Origin of the sequence: Xanthobacter dioxanivorans (assembly GCF_016807805.1) — a bacterium.
Classification (GTDB): domain Bacteria; phylum Pseudomonadota; class Alphaproteobacteria; order Rhizobiales; family Xanthobacteraceae; genus Xanthobacter; species Xanthobacter dioxanivorans.
In genome coordinates, this window is the sequence record NZ_CP063362.1 from 3,343,551 (window position 1) to 3,359,441 (window position 15,891).

Here is a 15,891-nt window from a genome sequence, read left to right on the forward strand (position 1 = left end):
GGCGGGGCAATGAGGACGTCATGACCCTGCATATCGACATCCACAGCCACGTCATCCCGCCCGCCATGGTGGAGGCCATCGCCGCCGACCCGGAGGGCTTCGCCGCACGGGTCGAGGGCGGCGGCGACAACCGCCGCATGCGCCACGACCAGGGCTATGTCTATCCGCTCTTCGCCGAGTTCACCGACGTGAAGGCCAAGCTCGCCGCCATGGACCGCAAGGGGCTCGACCTCTCGGTGGTCTCGCCCGCCCCGCCCATGTTCTACTACTGGGCCGAGATGGACCTGGCGGCGCGCGCCGCGCGCCTGGTGAACGACGGCATCGCCGACATGGTGGGGCAGGCGCCGGACCGCCTGCGCGGCATGGCGAGCGTGCCGCTGCAATATCCCGAGCTGGCCATGGCGGAGCTGGAGCGGGTGGTGGCCACCCACGGCTTCAAGGCGGTGGAGATCGGCACCACCATCGAGGGCGTCCAGCTCGCCGACCCGCGCTTCCGCCCGTTCCTGAGGAAAGCGAGGGACCTGGGCGTTCTGGTCTTCATCCATCCCTATTACGTGGGTTCAAAGGCCGGGCTGGAGAATTACTACCTCACCAACCTCGCCGGAAACCCGTTCGACACCACCGTGTCGCTGGCCAACCTCATCTTCTCCGGCGCGCTGGAGGAGCTGGATGGCCTGAAGCTGCTCGCCGCCCATGGCGGGGGCTACCTGCCCTACCAGATCGGCCGCCTCGTCCACGGCCACAAGGTGCGACAGGAGCCGCGGGTGAACACCACCGCGTCCCCGAAGGATCTCATGAAGCAGATCTACTTCGACACCATCGTGTTCGATCCGCAGGCCCTGCGCCACCTGATCGACGTGGTGGGGGCGCCGCATGTGTGCCTCGGCACGGACGCGCCCTTCGACATGGGCGACGAGACGCCGCTTGAAAGCCTCGACCAGGTGCCGGGACTGACCGCGCAGGAGCGCGCGGCGATCACCGCCGGCACGGCGCAGGCCCTCCTCGGCGAGCCCGCGTGAGGAGGGCCCCGGCCTCAGCGCCCGCGGCGCGGGGCCGGGCGGCCGGACAGGGCGCGCACGAGGCTGGTCTTCACGCTGGTGACGTGCTCGCGCATGAGCATCTCGGCGCGATACGCGTCGCAGAGCAGGATGGCGTCGTAGATGCGGTGGTGGTCGTCGTGCCGCCGCCGCACGTCCTGATACTCGAACGAGACCACGTTGCGATGGGACGACTGGGGCACGGAGTGACACAGGCGGATCATGTCGCCGAGCATGCGGCTGCGCGCGGCGTTGTGGATGGTGTCGTGGAAGGTGAAGTTCACCGCGCTGTAGGCGATGCGCTCCTCCTCGCCCAGAACCTCCTGCTCGAGCAGCCGGTCGCCCTCGTCGAGCACACGCTCCAGCGTGGCGCGCTCCTCGTCGGTCAGCCCGCGCTCGGCGGCGAAGCGGGCCGCCAGCGATTCCAGCATGGCGCGGATCTCGTAGGCGTCGACGATCTCGGAGGTCTTGAAGCGGCGCACCGCGTAGCCGCGGTTCGGCGCGTATTCGAGCAGACCCTCGCTGGCGAGCATCTGCAAGGCGGAGCGGATGGGGGTGCGCGACACGCCGAGATGCGCGCTCAGGCGCACCTCGTGCAGGCGGGCGCCCGGCTCCAGCTCGCCGGCGAGGATCTGGGCCCGGATCCGGTCCGTCACCGAGAGGGAGCGCGTCGGCGGCGCGGGCACCGGATCGCTGGGGTCGAGGCTCGTGTCGGTCATTCTGGCCCGTGAAGCTGTTTGGCACAGATAAGCCCCGGCGGCGTTGCATCGCAAGCATACAATGTGCGGATGCGAGCGAAGTCGCGGGGGGTACCGGTCATCCAAGCTTTTCGGTGTTAAAAATCAGCTCCTTGCCCAAAAGCCGGGCATGCGCGGGCACAATTTGATGCAGAAAATGTATACATCTTTTCTTGACGGCAGGCAGATTGTATCCAACTCTGCGGCTCGCACGACGTCGTGGATGCGGCGGCAGCGGGAGGTGCGGAGCGTGGCGAAAGTCATCGGTGGCGTGGACACCATGGACGGGCCCGAGCCGCATGCCGCGCGCCTCGCCTGCGCTCGCGCCGCCTTCGTCCCCGCGCGCGCCTCGGCCGCAGCGGCGGCGCGCCGCGCCATATGGGGCGGGGCGGCATGATCACGCGGGCCGGCCCCTCGCCCGCCAAGGCGGCCATCCGGGCGCGGCGTCCGGTCGTCGCGGTCAATGCCGGCGGCGTGGCCCTGCCCGCCGTGGATGCCCTCGCGGCGGCCGGCGCGGACTGCCTGTTTATCGATTGCGAGCGCACCGCCGTCTCGGTGGAGAGCGTGCCGCAGCTCGCCCGCGCGGCGCAGGCCGGCGGCATGAGCGCCGTGGTGCGCGTGCCCACCCGCGAGCCGGCCTTCATCACCCGCTATCTCGACTGCCGGGTGGACGGCATCGTCCTGCCGCAGGTGGAGGATGCGCGTGCCTGCGCCGACCTCGTCGCCACCGCCCGCGCCGCCACCAGGGGGCGGGAAGGCGACCTGCTGCTCATCGCCCAGGTGGAGACGGTGGCCGGCCATGCCCGGCTGGAGGAGATCGCCGCGGCGCCGGGCATCGACCTCGTCCTGGTCGGCCCCAACGACCTCGCCCATTCCATGGGCTTCCTCGGCGATACGTCGCGGCCCGAGCTGGTCGCCGCCGTGGACGACATCATCACCCGCCTCGGCGCCCTCGGCCGGCCGTTCGGCCTGCCGGTCACGCCCGCCACCGTCGCCGGCCTCACCCGGCGCGGCGCCCTGTTTCTGTACACCACCCTGGACGCGCTGCTGAGGCCCGGGCTTGCCGGCCTGAAGGCGGGCGCCGGGATCTCCCACGGAGACCACGCATGAGCATGCTGCCCCGCGACCGCGCGCCCTATTCGGCCATCGTCGACCGCCCGCCGCTGAAGCTGCCCGGCGGCGCGCGGGTGGTGCTGTGGACCATCGTGAACCTCGAGGTGTGGGACATCTCCCGCCCCATGGCGCGGCAGGTGCTCTCCCCGCCCACCGGCCAGACCCTGCTGCCCGACGTGCCCAACTGGAGCTGGCACGAATACGGGATGCGGGTGGGCGTGTGGCGCTTCTTCAAGCTGTTCGAGCAGCTCGGCATCCGCCCGACCCTGTCCATCAACGCGCGGGTCTGCGAGGATTACGAGCGGGTGGCGGCGCAGGCGCGCGATGCCGGCTGGGAATTCATGGGCCATGTCTACGAGCAGGGGCCGATCCACAAGCTGGACGACCAGCGCGCCGTCATCCACCGCTCCCTGGACATCCTGGAGCGCTTCACCGGCAAGCGGCCCAAGGGCTGGCTCGGCCCGGGCCTGACCCAGACGCTGGAGACGCCGGACCTGCTGGCGGAAGCCGGGGTGAAATATATCGGCGACTGGGTGTGGGACGACGAGCCCAGCGAGATCGCCACCGCCCACGGCCCGCTCGTCACCATGCCCTACACGGTCGAGCACAACGACATCCCCATGATGGCGATCGCCAACCACGAATCGCCCTACTGGCTGCAGCGCTTCAAGGACGCCATCGACCGGCTGCACGCCGAGGGCGCCGACCGCGCCAAGGTGCTGGCGGTGGCCATCCATCCCTATCTGTCCGGCCAGCCGCACCGCATCCGCTACCTCGAGGAGATCTACGCCTATGCGGCGAGCCTCGGCGACGTGGTGTTCTGGAACGGCGAGGAGCTGCTCGACTGGTACCAGGCGGAAAAGCCGAAGGCGTGAGGCGCACCATGGAGCTCCGATCCGCAGCCGCTCCTGCCGGCTTCGTCCTGCCGCCGCCGGCGCCGGTGGACCTGCCGGTGAAGGGACGCGCCGAGCGCTTCCCGGTGCGGCGCATCTATTGCGTCGGCCGCAACTATCTCGCCCATATCCGCGAGATGAAGGAGGCGGAGGACGAGCGCGACCCGCCCTTCTTCTTCCAGAAGCCGCGCGACGCCATCGTGCCGGACGGCGCCGAGATCGCCTATCCGCCGGATACGGACGACTACCAGTTCGAGGTGGAGCTGGCGGTGGCCATCGGCGGCCGGGCGAAGGACATTTCCGTCGGCGAAGCGGACGGCGTGATCTTCGGCTATGCGGTGTGCCTCGACATGACCCGCCGCGACCGCCAGCGTGACTGCCGCGACAAGCGCCTGCCGTGGGAGGCGGGCAAGGCGTTCGACCAGTCCGCGCCCTGTGGTCCCATCATCGCGAAGGGGGCGGGGGGCGACCCTTCCCGCGGCGCCATCACGCTTGCCGTCAACGGGGTGGAGCGCCAGCGCGGCGACCTCTCGCAGATGATCTGGAGCGTGCCGGAGATCGTCGCCAACCTGTCGCGCTCCTACGTGCTGGAGCCCGGCGACTTGATCATGACCGGCACCCCGGCGGGCGTCGGCCCCGTCGGCCCCGGCGACGTGATCGTAGGCGCCATCGACGGCTTCGGATCCCTCACCCTTTCCATCGCGCCCCGCGAGGCCTGAGCCATGCTGCCCACCGAACGCATCAGCTATTCCGCCATAACCCAGCGCCCGCGCCTCACCCTGCCCGGCGGCAAGAGGATGGCGGTGTGGGTGATCGTGAACGTGGAGGAATGGAACCCGCGCGAGACCATGCCGCGCACCGTGCTGACCCCGCCGGCCGGCGGCTCGCCGAGCCCGGACATCCCCAACTGGGCCTGGCACGAATACGGCAACCGCGTCGGCTTCTGGCGGCTGCTGGAGGTGTTCGACAAGCATCGGCTGCCGGCGGCGCTGGCCATCAACGGCACCGCCATCGCCAGCTACGGCCCCATCGCCGAGGCGGCGCGGGCGCGCGGCTGGGAGTTCATGGGCCACGGCTACACCCAGAAGAACATGCAGAAGGTGGAGAACGAGCGCGACGACATCCGCCGCACCACCGAGGCCATCCGCGCCGTTACCGGCAAGCCGCCGCGCGGCTGGCTGGGGCCGGGCCTCACCGAGACCTGGGACACCCCCGACATCCTGGTGGAGGAAGGCTACCACTATGTCTGCGACTGGGTGCTCGACGACCAGCCGGTGGAGCTGAAGACCCGCACCACGCCCATCGTCAACATTCCCTATACCCAGGAATGCAACGACGTGGCCATGATGCTGATCCAGCACCACAAGGCGGGCGAGTATTACGAGCGGGCGCTGGACCAGTTCGAGCAGCTCTACCAGGATGCCCGCGACAGCGCGCGGGTGATGGCGCTGGTGGTCCACCCCTACATCATGGGCGCGCCGCACCGGGCCAAGTATTTCCGCAAGATCATCGACCACATCGCCGGTTTTTCCGACGTGGCGTTCATGACCGGCGAGGAGATCCTCGACTGGTACCTCGCCGCCAAAGCGGACGAAGAGGCGAAGGCCGGGGCGCCGGCATGAGCGGGCTCAACGCCTTCCAGCTTCTCAACGGCCTCACCTTCGCGGCGCTGCTGTTCATCGTCGCGTCGGGCTTCACGCTGATCTTCGGCCTGCTGCGCATCGTCAACCTCGCCCACGGCGCGCTCTACCTCACCGGCGGCTATGCCGGCTACGCGCTGGCCAGCCTGACCGGCAGTTTCCTCCTCGGCGTGCTCGGGGCCATGGCGGCGGTGGCCGTCATCGGCTTCGTGCTGGACCAGGGCCTCTTGCGCTTCGTGCGCGGCCATGAGCTGAGGCAGGTGCTGCTGACGCTGGGCGTCGCCTTCCTGCTCAACGACCTGACCCTCGTCATCTTCGGCGGCGACACCTACACCATGCCGACGCCGGAGCCGCTGAAGGGCGCGGTGCGCTTCGCCGGCCTGTTCTATCCCAAGTACCGGCTGTTCGTTCTGGCGCTGGGCGTCGTGGTGTTCATCGCCCTCTGGCTGCTCATCAACAAGACGCGCCTCGGCGCGCTGATCCGCGCCGGGGTGGACGATGCCGAGACCATCGCCGCCATGGGCATCAACATCCGTCGCATCTTCCTGCTCACCTTCCTGCTGGGCGCGGCGCTGGCCGGCCTCGGCGGCGCGGTGGGGGGAGCGTTCCTGACCCTCTATCCGAGCGCGGACGCGGAGATCCTCGTCTTCTCCCTGGCGGTGGTCATCATCGGCGGGCGCGGCAGCCTCGTGGGCGCGGCGGTGGGGGCGCTCATCGTCGGCCTGCTCAACACGGTGGGGCAGGTGATGTTCCCGGAATTCGCCTATTTCGTCATCTTCGGACCCATGGCGGCGATCCTCGCCTTCCGGCCCCTCGGCCTGTTCGGAAAGGCCGCCTGATGCCCCATCCCGTCGCCCCGGCTCCCGTTCCGGCGCCCGCTTCCCGGCTCGGCCTTGCCGCCGTCGCCTGCGGCGCGCTCGCCTTCGCCCTGTTGCCCCTGGTCGTGCCGATCTACCAGGTGAGCATCCTCACCGAGATCCTCATCTTCGCTGTGCTGGCCATGGCGGTGGACGTGCTCGCCGGCTATACCGGGCGCACGCCCTTGTGCCACGGCGCCATCTTCGGGGTGGCCACCTACGTGGTCATCTACTGGAGCCAGCACGGCGGCGGGCCGCTCACGGGCATCGCGCTCGGCGTCGCCGCGGCGACCGGTGTCGCGGCGATCTTCGGCCTCCTCGCCATCCGCACCTCCGGCGTCTACTTCCTGCTGCTGACGCTGGCGCTGGGCATGATCGTGTGGGGCGTGTGCCTGCGCTGGACCTCGGTGACCGGGGGCGAGAACGGCCTGCGCGGCGCCGCGCGGCCGGAGGTCCTTTCCGGCCACATGGCCTTCTACTATGCCGTGTTCGCCGCCGTGGCGGTGATCACCTTCCTCATGTGGCGCTTCGTGCGCTCGCCCTTCGGCATGACGCTGCGCGGCATCCGCGACAGCGAGAGCCGCATGCGGGCGCTGGGCTACAACGTGTCGCTGCATCTCTTCCTCGCCTTCACCATCTCCGGCTTCTTCGCCGGGCTGGCGGGGGCGATCTACGCGGTGTTCAACGATTTCGTCAGCCCCTCCACCGTGGCCCTCTCCCAGTCGGTGGAGGGCCTGTTGATGGCCATCACCGGCGGCATCGGCACCCTGTTCGGCGCCTTCATCGGCGCCGCCGCCATCATCGGGCTGGAAAACCTCGTTAGTCTCTACACCGAGCGCTGGCAGAGCGTGCTGGGGCTGATGTTCATCATCACCATGATTTTCGCCCCGGAAGGGGTGCTGGGGCGTGTGCGCGACCTTCTCGGCCGCCGCGCCCGCTGACACACCGACAAGAAGCCGAACGGCCAACCAGAAGGATGGGACCTATGGATCGCAGGACGTTTCTGAAGACCGGCGCCGCCTTCGCTGCCGCCGCCCCCATCGCCGCGCCGTACGTGGCCCGCGCCCAGAGCGGGCCGGTGCGCATCGGCCTCCTCGCCCCGCTCACCGGCGTGGTCGCCGCCGGCGGACGCGAGATGGTGGACGGTTTCAACATGTATTTCGAGGAGCACGGCGGCGAGATCGCCGGGCGCAAGGTGGAGGTGATCGTCGAGGACGACGCCGCCAACCCCGACACCGCCCTGCAGAAGGCGCGCCGGCTGGTGGAGCAGGCCAACGTCTCCATGCTGTTCGGCGACCTGCTGGCCAACACCGGCCTTGCGGTGGCCAATTACGTGAAGGGCAACGGCATGCCCTATTTCATCCCCATCATCGCCGCCGACGACCTGACCCAGCGCGCCCGCATCAAGAACGTGGTGCGCGTCGCCGGCTACACCGCCAGCCAGTTCCCCCGCCCGCTCGCCGACTGGGCGCTGAAGCAGGGCTGGCGCAAGGTGGCGACGGTGAGCCAGGACTACACCTTCGGCCACGAGCAGTGCGGCGGCTTCTGCCAGACCTTCACCGAGGGCGGCGGCAAGGTGCTGGGCCAGTTCTGGCACCCGCTCAACACCTCCGACTTCAGCCCCTATCTGGGTCAGTTGGCGAACCTCGGCGTCGATGCCGTCTTCGCCATGGAGACCGGCGCCGACGCCACCCGCCTGATGCAGCAATACGCCTCCTTCGGCCTGAAGGGGCAGATCCCGCTCATCGGCGCCATGAACATGACCGACCAGTCGGTGATCCGCACCATGGGCGACGAGGTGGACGGCGTGATCGTCGCCGCCCATTTCGCCGAGGGCTCGCCCGACCCGGTCACCAAGGACTTCGTCGCCCGCTACCAGAAGAAGTTCCAGAAGCTGCCGTCGCTCTACGGCTTCTCCATGTATTCGGGCGCCATGTGGGTGGACGAGGCGCTGAAGACCGTGAAGGGCAACGTGGAGGACCGCGACGTCTTCCTCGGCGCGGTGATGAAGACCGACCTCACCGGCTCGCCGCTGGGCAAGGTGGTGAAGCTCGACGACTATGGCAACCCCATCTACGACGTGGCCATCCGCAAGGTGGTGAAGGGGCCGCAGGGCAAGTACTGGAACATGCCCATCGCGCAGTATCCGAACGTCTCCCAGTTCTGGACGTACGATCCGGCCACCTACATGAAGCAGCCGCCGTATTCGCGCGACTTCCAGGGCATCAAGAAGTCCTGATCCGCCCTCGGGGTCGGCCGCGCGCCGGCCCCTCTTCCCCGCGTCCGGCCCCGCGAAGGTCTCCCATCCCGTGAGCGATTTCCTCCATCTCGAGCGCATCACCGTCCAGTTCGCCGCTTTGCGCGCCGTGGACGAGGTGACCATCCGCGTGCCGCGCGGCGAGCGGCGGGCGATCATCGGCCCGAACGGGGCGGGCAAGACCACGCTGTTCAACGCCATCACCGGCGTGGTGCGCCCCACCGCCGGCCGCGTGCTGTTCGACGGGCGGGACCTGACGCGGGCGCCCGTCCACGTGCGCGCCGAGCGCGGCATGAGCCGCACCTTCCAGATCACCAACCTCTTCCCCAACCTCACCGTGGCCGAGAACATGCAGCTCGCGCTGCGCGGGCTCTCGGCGCGCAAGTTCTCGCTTCTCGGCCCGGCGGCCCTCACCCCCGAGGAGGAGGAGCGGGCGCGGGCGGCGCTTGCCATCTCGCGCCTGCATGCCCGGCATGGCACGCTGGTCAAGGCGCTCTCCTATGGCGAGCAGCGCCAGCTGGAGCTGGCCATGGCGCTGGTGGCGCAGCCCAAGCTGCTGCTGCTGGACGAGCCCGCCGCCGGCCTCTCCCCGGCCGAGCGGGTCATCGTCTCCGACATCATCCGCGCCTTGCCGCGCGACCTCACCCTCGTGCTCATCGAGCACGACATGGACCTGGTGCTGACCCTGGTGGACTACGTGACCTGCCTCAACAACGGCAAGATGCTGGTGGAGGCCCCGCCCGACCAGATCCGCACCAACAGCCTGGTCCAGGACGTGTATCTGGGAAAGGCGCGGCACCATGCTTGAGGTGGAAGGCCTGCACAGTTTCTACGGCGAGGCCCACGTGCTCAACGGCGTCACCCTCCATGTGGCCAAGGGCGAGGTGGTGGCGCTGCTGGGGCGCAACGGCATGGGCAAGACCACCCTCATCCGCTCGGTCATGGGCCTTGCTCCGCCGCGGGTGAGGGAGGGGCGCGTGCGCTGGCAGGGCGAGGATCTGTCCGGCCTCGCCGCCTTCGAGATCGCCCGGCGCGGCCTCGGCTACGTCCCGCAGGGCCGGCGCCTGTTCCCCTCGCTCACCGTCACCGAGCATCTCACCGTGCTGAAGCCGGCCAGCGTTTCCACCGGCTGGACGGTGGCCAAGGCGTTCGAGTTCTTCCCCCGCCTCGCCGAGCGGCGGCAGCATCGCGGCAACCAGCTTTCCGGCGGCGAGCGGCAGATGCTGGCGGTGGCCCGCGCCCTGATGACCGATCCGGCGCTGGTCCTCATGGACGAGCCGTCCGAGGGCCTCGCGCCGGTGATGGTGCAGCACCTGGAAGGCATCATCGCGCAGCTGCGGGAGGCCGGCCTCGGCATTCTCCTGGTGGAGCAGAATCTCTACAGTGCCCTCGCGGTGGCCGATCGCGCCTATGTGCTGGAAACGGGCCGCGTGGTCCACGAGGCGCGCGCGGCGGACATCGCCGAGGATCCCGCCACCCTGACGCGCTATCTGGGCGTCCACTGAAGAGTGCTCCATGTTCGAGACCGATTTTGCCGGCCGCATAAAGGCCGACAACGCCATCGCCCTGGCCGCCGCCGAGGCGGCCGCGCTGGAGAGGCTGGTGGGTGACCTGAACGCGCGGGTCGCGGAAGGCGCGCTGGCGCGCCTCACCCTCGATGCCGCGCCATGGAGCTTTTCCACCTTCTGCGCCGAGACAGCGGAGACGGTGAAGTGAGCGGGCTGTTCACCCTCGGCCTCGTGGAGATGGCGGATGCCGTCGCCGACGGCTCGGTCACCGCGCTCGCCCTCACCGAGGTGGCGCTGAAGCGGCTGGAGACGCTCGGCCCGCGCTACAACGCCATCATGGCGCTCGACGGCGGCACGGCGCTGGAAGCCGCCCGCGGCGTGGACCGGGCGCGGGCGGCGGGCCAGCCCCTGGGCCCGCTGGCCGGCGTGCCGCTGGCGCACAAGGATCTGTTCTATCGCGCCGGCCGCGTGTGCACCGGCGGCTCCATCATCCGCAAGGACTTCGTGCCGGACGTGACGGCGACCGCGCTGGAGCGGTTCGATCGTGCCGGGGCGCTCGACCTCGGCACGCTGCACCTCGCCGAGTTCGCCCTCTCGCCCACCGGCTTCAACGCCCATTACGGCCATGGGCTGAGCCCCTGGAACACCGCCTATGGCGCGGGCGGCTCCTCCTCCGGCTCGGGGGCGAGCGTGGCGGCCCGGCTGGTGCCGGCGGCGCTCGGATCGGACACCGGCGGCTCCATCCGCCATCCCTCCGCCATGAGCGGCGTGGTGGGGCTGAAGCCCACCCATGGCCTGGTGCCCGCCTTCGGCGCCATGCCCATGGCGCCCAGCCTCGACACCCTCGGCCCGCTCACCCGCACCGTGCGCGACGCGGCACGGATCATGTCCGTCATCGCCGGCCCGGACCCGCGCGACGCGGCGAGCCTGCCGGCGCCGCGGCTGGACTTCGAGGGCGGCCTCACCGGCGACCTCAAGGGCCGCACCATTGCCGTGCCGGGCGGCTACTACCGCGAGGCGACGACCCCCGAGATCCAGGCGCTGATGGACGCCGCGGTCGCCGTTCTGAAGGAGGCGGGCGCGCGCATCGTCGAGACGGGGACGCCGGACATGGCCCTCGTCAATGCGCTCATGCAGGTGATGATGACGGTGGAGGCGGCGACGCTCCATCGGCGCTGGCTTTCCGAGCGGCCGCAGGATTACGGGGCGCAGGTGCGCGCGCGCATTTTGCCCGGCTTCGGCCTGCCCGCCACCCGCTATGCCGAGGCGCTGATGCTGCGTGCCGGCATCACCCGCGAATGGCTCGCCGCCGCCATGGGCGATGCGGACATGGCGCTGATCCCCACCTTGGGCATCCCCGTGCCCACCATCGCCGAGACCACCCAGGGCACGCCGGAGGAGATCGGCGCCGCGCTGGGCCGCGTGACCGCCTGCACGCGGGGCATCAACTATCTCGGCCTGCCGAGCCTGTCGGTGCCGTGCGGCTTCACCGCCAACGCCATGCCCGCCGCCTTCCAGCTGGTGGGCCGGCCCTATGCCGAGCCGGCGCTGCTTCAGGCCGGAGACGCCTACCAGCGCCGCACGGATTTCCACGCCCGCCTGCCGCCGGACTGCGGCCCGGTGGATTGAGGGATTGTCTGGGCCAGCGCCCAGTGGGTCCCTCACCGCGGTCATGGCCGGGTCGAGCCCCGCCATGACGGATCGATCGCGGATGCCGTCGCGCCGCGTTTCCCCGTGCGCCCTCAGAAGTTCGGGTTCGCCGGCCGCTCCAGCCCCAGGAGGTGGCGTAGCGTCGGCCCCTCATAGGCGGTGCGGAACAGGCCGCGTTCCTGCAGGATGGGGATGACGAGGTCGACGAAATCGTCGAAGGCGCCGGGGAAGTAGGGCGGCATCACGTTGAAGCCGTCGGCGGCGCCGCTCTCGAACCAGAGCTGGAGCGTGTCCACCACCTCCTCCGCCGAGCCCACCAGCACCCAGTGGCCGCGGGCGGCCGCCACCATGTTGTAGACGTCGCGCAGGGTGCCGCCCTCGCGCCGGGCCTTGGCCAGCATGACGCCGGTGAACGACTTGTAGGTGTCGGCCTCCGGTAGGTCCGGGATGGGGCCGTCGAGGTCGTAGGCGCTCATGTCCGTGCCGAAGCGCTCGGAGAGCATGCCGAGGGCATTTTTCGCATCCACGAAGCGCATGAGGTCGGCCAGCTTCTCGCGCGCCTCCTTCGCCGTGCGGCCCACCACCGGCATCACGCCGGGCAGCACGCACACGTCTTCCGGGCGTCGGCCCAAAGCGGGCAGGCGGTCCTTGAGCGCCTTGTAGCCGGCCTGCGCCTCACCCATGTCCTGCACCACGGCGAACACGATGTCCGCCGTGCGCGCGGCGAGCTGCTGGCCCGGCTCGGAGCCGCCGGCCTGGGAGATGATCGGGTGGCCCTGCGGGCTGCGGCCGATATTGAGCGGCCCCTTCACCTTGAAGAACGGCCCGTCATGGTCGAGCGGCTTCACCTTGGCGGGGTCGATATAAAGGCCGGTCTCTCGGTCGGCGACGATGGCGTCGTCGGCCCAGCAGTCCCACAGGCCCTTCACCACGTCGAGGAATTCGCCGGCGATCTCGTAGCGCCGCGCATGGTCGGGATGCAGCGTGCCGAAATTCGCCGCCGCGGCGGGGGCGGCGGTGGTCACCGCGTTCCAGGCGGCGCGCCCTCCGCAGATGTGGTCGAGGGAGGCGAAGGCGCGGGCGACCGTATAGGGGTCGCTATAGGTGGTGGAGACGGTGGCGGCGAGGCCGATGTGGGTCGTCGCCCCGGCGATGGCGGACAGCAGCGTCAGCGGCTCCAGCCGCGCGGTGTAGGAGGGGTGGGCGGCCGGATCGGCATTGAGGTTGTCGCCCATGAAGATCAGGTCGAACAGCCCGCGCTCGGCGATGCGCGCGATCTCCGCCACCCTGCCGATGTCCTGGAAGGTGTCGATGGCGCCGGGGGTGCGCCAGCCGGCGATGTGGCTGCCCGTGCCAAGAAGGAACAGGCCGAAATGCATCTTGCGGGTCATGGGAGGCTACTTCCAGAAGACGAGGCGCTTTTCGGCGAAACCGACCAGGCCGAAGAACAGCAGGCTCGCGGCCGAGGCGACGAAGATGGCCGACCACACCTTCACGAAATCCACCTGCAGCACCGCCTGGTAGATCACCCAGCCGAGCCCGTCATAGGCGCCCAGCATCTCGGTGACGATGGCGACGATGATGGCGCGCACGGTGGAGACCCGGAGCCCCGCCGCGATCAGCGGCAAGGCGGTGGGCAGCCGCAGGCGGAACAGGATGGCGAGGCGGCCCGCGCCGAACGAGCGCATGAGGTCCACCGAGCGCCGGTCCACCCGGTCGAGGCCGGCCAGAGCCGAGACGAATACGGTGAAGCTCACCGCCAGCGCCACCATCACGAACTTCGACGGCATGCCGATGCCGAACCACAACAGGATCAGCGGCGACCACGCCACCACCGGCACGGAATTGATGGACGTGGCCACCGGCACGATGGCGTTGCGCGTCATCGGCACCAGGGTGATCACCACCGCCAGCACGATGCCGATGAGGGCGCCCAGCACATAGCCGACCACGGCCTCGGCGAAGGTGTAGGCGCCGGCGGCGAACAGCACCTGGCGGTGGTCCCAGATGGAGCCGAGGATGGCGGAGACCGAGGGCAGCGTGTAGGCGGGCAGGGCGAAGCCGCGGGCGACGCCCTCCCACACGGCCACCAGCAGCACCATGCCGAGAATGCCGCGCTGGGTGGCGCGCGAGGGGTGGAAGCGGGCGCTCATTGCTCGGCTCCCCAGAAAACGAGGGCCCGCTCGGCGGCGGCGACCACGGCATAGAAGCCGGTGCCGAGCAGCGCGCACATGGCGATGGCGGCCCAGATGGCGACCACGTTCTCGTTGTACATGCCCTGCAGCAGCAGCACGCCGAGGCCCACCGTGTCGCCGAACCACTCGCCGACGATGGCGCCCACCAGCGACAGGGCCGAGGCGAGGCGCAGCGCCACGAAGATCTGCGGCAGGGCGGCGGGCAGCTGCAGGCGCCGCAGCAGCTGGAAGCGGCCGGCGCCGAAGGAGCGCAGCAGCGCTTCCTGTCGCGGATCGACGCTTTCGAGGCCGAGCAGGGTGTTCACGGTGACCGGGAAGAAGGTGAGGTAGAAGGAGATGGCCGCCTTGGCGATCAGCGTGTTGCCGAACCACAGCACCACCAGCGCCCCGAAGGCGATGACGGGAATGGTCTGGGACACCACGAAGATGGGGAAGATGAGCTCCTTCAGCACCTTCGCCCGGAAGAAGACGACGCCGGTGGCGATGCCGAACAGGGCGCCGGAGACAAAGCCCATCAGCGTCTCGGTGAGCGTGCGCAGGAAACCCTGCACGTAGGGCTCGGGCGTCGCCAGGATGGCGCCGATGACAAGGCTCGGGCGCGGCACGTACCAGGGCTTCACGCCGAACAGCACGATCAGCCCCTCGGCGGCGACCAGCACGGCGAGGAGGATGGCGAGGCCCCGCGCGCCGCGCAGGAGGACGCCCGCCAGCGGCGCAAGGGGGGAAGGGGTGGCCCCCGGCCGGATCGCCGGGGGCTGGAGGGCGGTGCTGCTCACGGACGGCGGTCCGCCAACGGGATGGCTTCGAGGAACGAGCGGTTGAAAGTGGCGTCGAGGTCGACGGGCTTGGCGATGACCTTGGCGTCGAGGAACAGCTGCTGGGTGATCTTCACCGCGTCCATGTCGATCCAGAACAGGCCGTCTTCCTTCACCTTGCCGGCGGTCATCAGCTTCTGCACTTCCGTCAGCATGAATTCCTGGTGGGCCCGGTCCAGGGTCGGCGCCACCTTCATCACCGCGTCCACGGCGCCTTTGGGATCGGCGAAGGCGTCCTTCCAGCCCTTGATGGAGGCGCGCAGGAAGCCCTTCACCAGCTCCGGCTTCTCCTTGGCGGTGGTCTCGGAGACGATGAGCGTGTCACGCGGGAAGGTGACGCCGGAATCCTCGGCCACGAAGGTGCGCAGCTTCTCTTCGCCCATGCGGGTCTTGATGGTGTAGAACTCGTTGTAGCGGGTGGCGGTGATCACATCGATCTGTCCGTCCACGAAGGGCGTCACGCTCACCTGCTGCGGCTGGATGTCCACCAGCGCCGGGTCGAGCCCCTGCTTGGTCAGCATGGCCTTGAGCACGTGGTTGGCGCCGGTGAACCAGGTGGTGACCTTCTTGCCCTTGAAGTCCTGGATGGACTTGATGGGCCCGTCCGCCCGCACCACGAAGACGAACGGCGTGAGCTGGTGGGAGATGCCCACGCACACCACCGGCAGGCCCTTGTCGCGGGCGGCGAACACGCTGTCGAGGCCGCCCGACAGGCCGAACGTGTCGGCGCCGGTGGCCACCAGGTTCTCCGCCAGGATGTTGGGGCCGCCGGGATTGATGGTGAGGTCGATGCCCTCGGCCTTGTAGTAGCCCTTGGCCACGGCCACGTAGAAGCCGGCGAACTGGGCCTGGGGCAGCCACTTGAGGCGCAGGGTGGCGGGCACGGGATCGGCCGCCGCGGCGGGCAGGGCGGTGAGCGCGGTGGAGAGGAGCGCGGCGCCGGCGGCGAGGCTGGAGAGGAAGGTTCGGCGAGGGATCATGTCTTGTTCTCCGCTGGAAGGTCGGGGGCGTTCTTGGTGTTTTGTTGGAATGGGTCGGGCTGAGGCTTTCCCCGCGTCATCCCCCGGCTTGTCCGGGGGATCCGCTTCGGGGCCAGGCCGGTGCCTGGTCTCCTGCACCGGCCGCACGGCACGGTGGATGCCCCGGACGAGCCGGGGCATGACGGAGCAAATGGCGTTGGGGCGTCATC

General features: G+C 69.7%; 18 protein-coding genes. 13 read left to right on the forward strand and 5 right to left on the reverse strand.

Annotated features, from left to right (window positions below):
* Positions 1-20 precede the first annotated feature (20 nt).
* On the forward strand, positions 21-1,019 hold the full coding sequence (locus EZH22_RS15590; protein ID WP_203191476.1) for an amidohydrolase family protein: 999 nt from the start codon (positions 21-23) through the stop codon (positions 1,017-1,019).
* A 14-nt stretch (positions 1,020-1,033) separates the two neighbouring features.
* On the opposite strand, the gene EZH22_RS15595 is transcribed toward EZH22_RS15590, so the two are convergent.
* Complete coding sequence (locus tag EZH22_RS15595; protein WP_203191477.1) at positions 1,034-1,756, reverse strand: GntR family transcriptional regulator; 723 nt, start codon at positions 1,754-1,756, stop codon at positions 1,034-1,036.
* A gap of 268 nt (positions 1,757-2,024) precedes the next feature.
* Between EZH22_RS15595 and EZH22_RS15600 the strand changes: the two genes are divergently transcribed.
* The 12 genes from EZH22_RS15600 (at position 2,025) to EZH22_RS15655 (ending at position 11,671) form a co-directional block, all read left to right on the forward strand.
* The gene (locus EZH22_RS15600) at positions 2,025-2,171 is read left to right on the forward strand and encodes a hypothetical protein (RefSeq protein ID WP_203191478.1); all 147 of its coding nucleotides are present in this window, start codon (positions 2,025-2,027) and stop codon (positions 2,169-2,171) included.
* Complete coding sequence (locus EZH22_RS15605) at positions 2,168-2,884, forward strand: aldolase/citrate lyase family protein (protein WP_203191479.1); 717 nt, start codon at positions 2,168-2,170, stop codon at positions 2,882-2,884. The genes EZH22_RS15600 and EZH22_RS15605 overlap by 4 nt, the downstream gene beginning before the upstream one ends.
* Entirely contained in the window at positions 2,881-3,762 is an 882-nt protein-coding gene (locus tag EZH22_RS15610; RefSeq protein WP_203191480.1) for a polysaccharide deacetylase family protein, read from the forward strand. The genes EZH22_RS15605 and EZH22_RS15610 overlap by 4 nt, the downstream gene beginning before the upstream one ends.
* An 8-nt stretch (positions 3,763-3,770) precedes the next feature.
* The gene (locus EZH22_RS15615) at positions 3,771-4,499 is read left to right on the forward strand and encodes a fumarylacetoacetate hydrolase family protein (protein WP_203191481.1); all 729 of its coding nucleotides are present in this window, start codon (positions 3,771-3,773) and stop codon (positions 4,497-4,499) included.
* Between the two features lie 3 nt (positions 4,500-4,502).
* Entirely contained in the window at positions 4,503-5,402 is a 900-nt protein-coding gene (locus tag EZH22_RS15620; RefSeq protein WP_203191482.1) for a polysaccharide deacetylase family protein, read from the forward strand.
* Complete coding sequence (locus EZH22_RS15625; RefSeq protein WP_203191483.1) at positions 5,399-6,259, forward strand: branched-chain amino acid ABC transporter permease; 861 nt, start codon at positions 5,399-5,401, stop codon at positions 6,257-6,259. The genes EZH22_RS15620 and EZH22_RS15625 overlap by 4 nt, the downstream gene beginning before the upstream one ends.
* Positions 6,259-7,218 (forward strand): branched-chain amino acid ABC transporter permease, encoded by a 960-nt coding sequence (locus EZH22_RS15630; protein ID WP_203191484.1) that lies wholly within the window; start codon positions 6,259-6,261, stop codon positions 7,216-7,218. The genes EZH22_RS15625 and EZH22_RS15630 overlap by 1 nt, the downstream gene beginning before the upstream one ends.
* A 44-nt stretch (positions 7,219-7,262) precedes the next feature.
* On the forward strand, positions 7,263-8,516 hold the full coding sequence (locus EZH22_RS15635) for an ABC transporter substrate-binding protein (RefSeq protein WP_203191485.1): 1,254 nt from the start codon (positions 7,263-7,265) through the stop codon (positions 8,514-8,516).
* Between the two features lie 70 nt (positions 8,517-8,586).
* Positions 8,587-9,342, forward strand: coding sequence for an ABC transporter ATP-binding protein (locus EZH22_RS15640; RefSeq protein ID WP_203191486.1), 756 nt, complete (start codon positions 8,587-8,589; stop codon positions 9,340-9,342).
* Positions 9,335-10,039: an ABC transporter ATP-binding protein gene (locus tag EZH22_RS15645; RefSeq protein WP_203191487.1), complete on the forward strand. Its 705-nt coding sequence runs from the start codon at positions 9,335-9,337 to the stop codon at positions 10,037-10,039. Before EZH22_RS15640 ends, EZH22_RS15645 begins: the two co-directional genes overlap by 8 nt.
* A gap of 10 nt (positions 10,040-10,049) precedes the next feature.
* Complete coding sequence (locus tag EZH22_RS15650) at positions 10,050-10,250, forward strand: hypothetical protein (RefSeq protein ID WP_203191488.1); 201 nt, start codon at positions 10,050-10,052, stop codon at positions 10,248-10,250.
* Positions 10,247-11,671 (forward strand): amidase, encoded by a 1,425-nt coding sequence (locus EZH22_RS15655; RefSeq protein ID WP_203191489.1) that lies wholly within the window; start codon positions 10,247-10,249, stop codon positions 11,669-11,671. The genes EZH22_RS15650 and EZH22_RS15655 overlap by 4 nt, the downstream gene beginning before the upstream one ends.
* Before the next feature lie 113 nt (positions 11,672-11,784).
* Here the strand turns inward: EZH22_RS15655 and EZH22_RS15660 are convergent, their stop codons facing one another.
* The 4 genes from EZH22_RS15660 to EZH22_RS15675 are packed head-to-tail and all read right to left on the reverse strand — an operon-like array spanning position 11,785 to position 15,682.
* The gene (locus EZH22_RS15660; protein WP_203191490.1) at positions 11,785-13,083 is read right to left on the reverse strand and encodes an LLM class flavin-dependent oxidoreductase; all 1,299 of its coding nucleotides are present in this window, start codon (positions 13,081-13,083) and stop codon (positions 11,785-11,787) included.
* A 6-nt stretch (positions 13,084-13,089) separates the two neighbouring features.
* On the reverse strand, positions 13,090-13,845 hold the full coding sequence (locus tag EZH22_RS15665) for an ABC transporter permease (RefSeq protein WP_203191491.1): 756 nt from the start codon (positions 13,843-13,845) through the stop codon (positions 13,090-13,092).
* Positions 13,842-14,663 carry an ABC transporter permease gene (locus EZH22_RS15670; RefSeq protein ID WP_231710986.1) on the reverse strand — a complete coding sequence of 274 codons (822 nt, stop codon included), beginning with the start codon at positions 14,661-14,663 and terminating at the stop codon, positions 13,842-13,844. Before EZH22_RS15670 ends, EZH22_RS15665 begins: the two co-directional genes overlap by 4 nt.
* Positions 14,660-15,682, reverse strand: coding sequence for an ABC transporter substrate-binding protein (locus tag EZH22_RS15675; RefSeq protein ID WP_203191492.1), 1,023 nt, complete (start codon positions 15,680-15,682; stop codon positions 14,660-14,662). The genes EZH22_RS15670 and EZH22_RS15675 overlap by 4 nt, the downstream gene beginning before the upstream one ends.
* Between the last annotated feature and the right edge of the window lie 209 nt (positions 15,683-15,891).

Excerpts from the sequence above, each read along its gene's own strand:
- EZH22_RS15610 (WP_203191480.1), top strand. The coding sequence starts at position 2,881 with ATGAGCATGCTGCCCCGCGACCGCGCGCCCTATTCGGCCATCGTCGAC.
- EZH22_RS15590 (WP_203191476.1), top strand. The coding sequence starts at position 21 with ATGACCCTGCATATCGACATCCACAGCCACGTCATCCCGCCCGCCATG.
- EZH22_RS15660 (WP_203191490.1), bottom strand. The coding sequence starts at position 13,083 with ATGACCCGCAAGATGCATTTCGGCCTGTTCCTTCTTGGCACGGGCAGC.
- EZH22_RS15650 (WP_203191488.1), top strand. The coding sequence starts at position 10,050 with ATGTTCGAGACCGATTTTGCCGGCCGCATAAAGGCCGACAACGCCATC.
- EZH22_RS15630 (WP_203191484.1), top strand. The coding sequence starts at position 6,259 with ATGCCCCATCCCGTCGCCCCGGCTCCCGTTCCGGCGCCCGCTTCCCGG.
- EZH22_RS15620 (WP_203191482.1), top strand. The coding sequence starts at position 4,503 with ATGCTGCCCACCGAACGCATCAGCTATTCCGCCATAACCCAGCGCCCG.
- EZH22_RS15675 (WP_203191492.1), bottom strand. The coding sequence starts at position 15,682 with ATGATCCCTCGCCGAACCTTCCTCTCCAGCCTCGCCGCCGGCGCCGCG.
- EZH22_RS15615 (WP_203191481.1), top strand. The coding sequence starts at position 3,771 with ATGGAGCTCCGATCCGCAGCCGCTCCTGCCGGCTTCGTCCTGCCGCCG.
- EZH22_RS15625 (WP_203191483.1), top strand. The coding sequence starts at position 5,399 with ATGAGCGGGCTCAACGCCTTCCAGCTTCTCAACGGCCTCACCTTCGCG.
- EZH22_RS15665 (WP_203191491.1), bottom strand. The coding sequence starts at position 13,845 with ATGAGCGCCCGCTTCCACCCCTCGCGCGCCACCCAGCGCGGCATTCTC.
- EZH22_RS15595 (WP_203191477.1), bottom strand. The coding sequence starts at position 1,756 with ATGACCGACACGAGCCTCGACCCCAGCGATCCGGTGCCCGCGCCGCCG.
- EZH22_RS15635 (WP_203191485.1), top strand. The coding sequence starts at position 7,263 with ATGGATCGCAGGACGTTTCTGAAGACCGGCGCCGCCTTCGCTGCCGCC.
- EZH22_RS15605 (WP_203191479.1), top strand. The coding sequence starts at position 2,168 with ATGATCACGCGGGCCGGCCCCTCGCCCGCCAAGGCGGCCATCCGGGCG.
- EZH22_RS15645 (WP_203191487.1), top strand. The coding sequence starts at position 9,335 with ATGCTTGAGGTGGAAGGCCTGCACAGTTTCTACGGCGAGGCCCACGTG.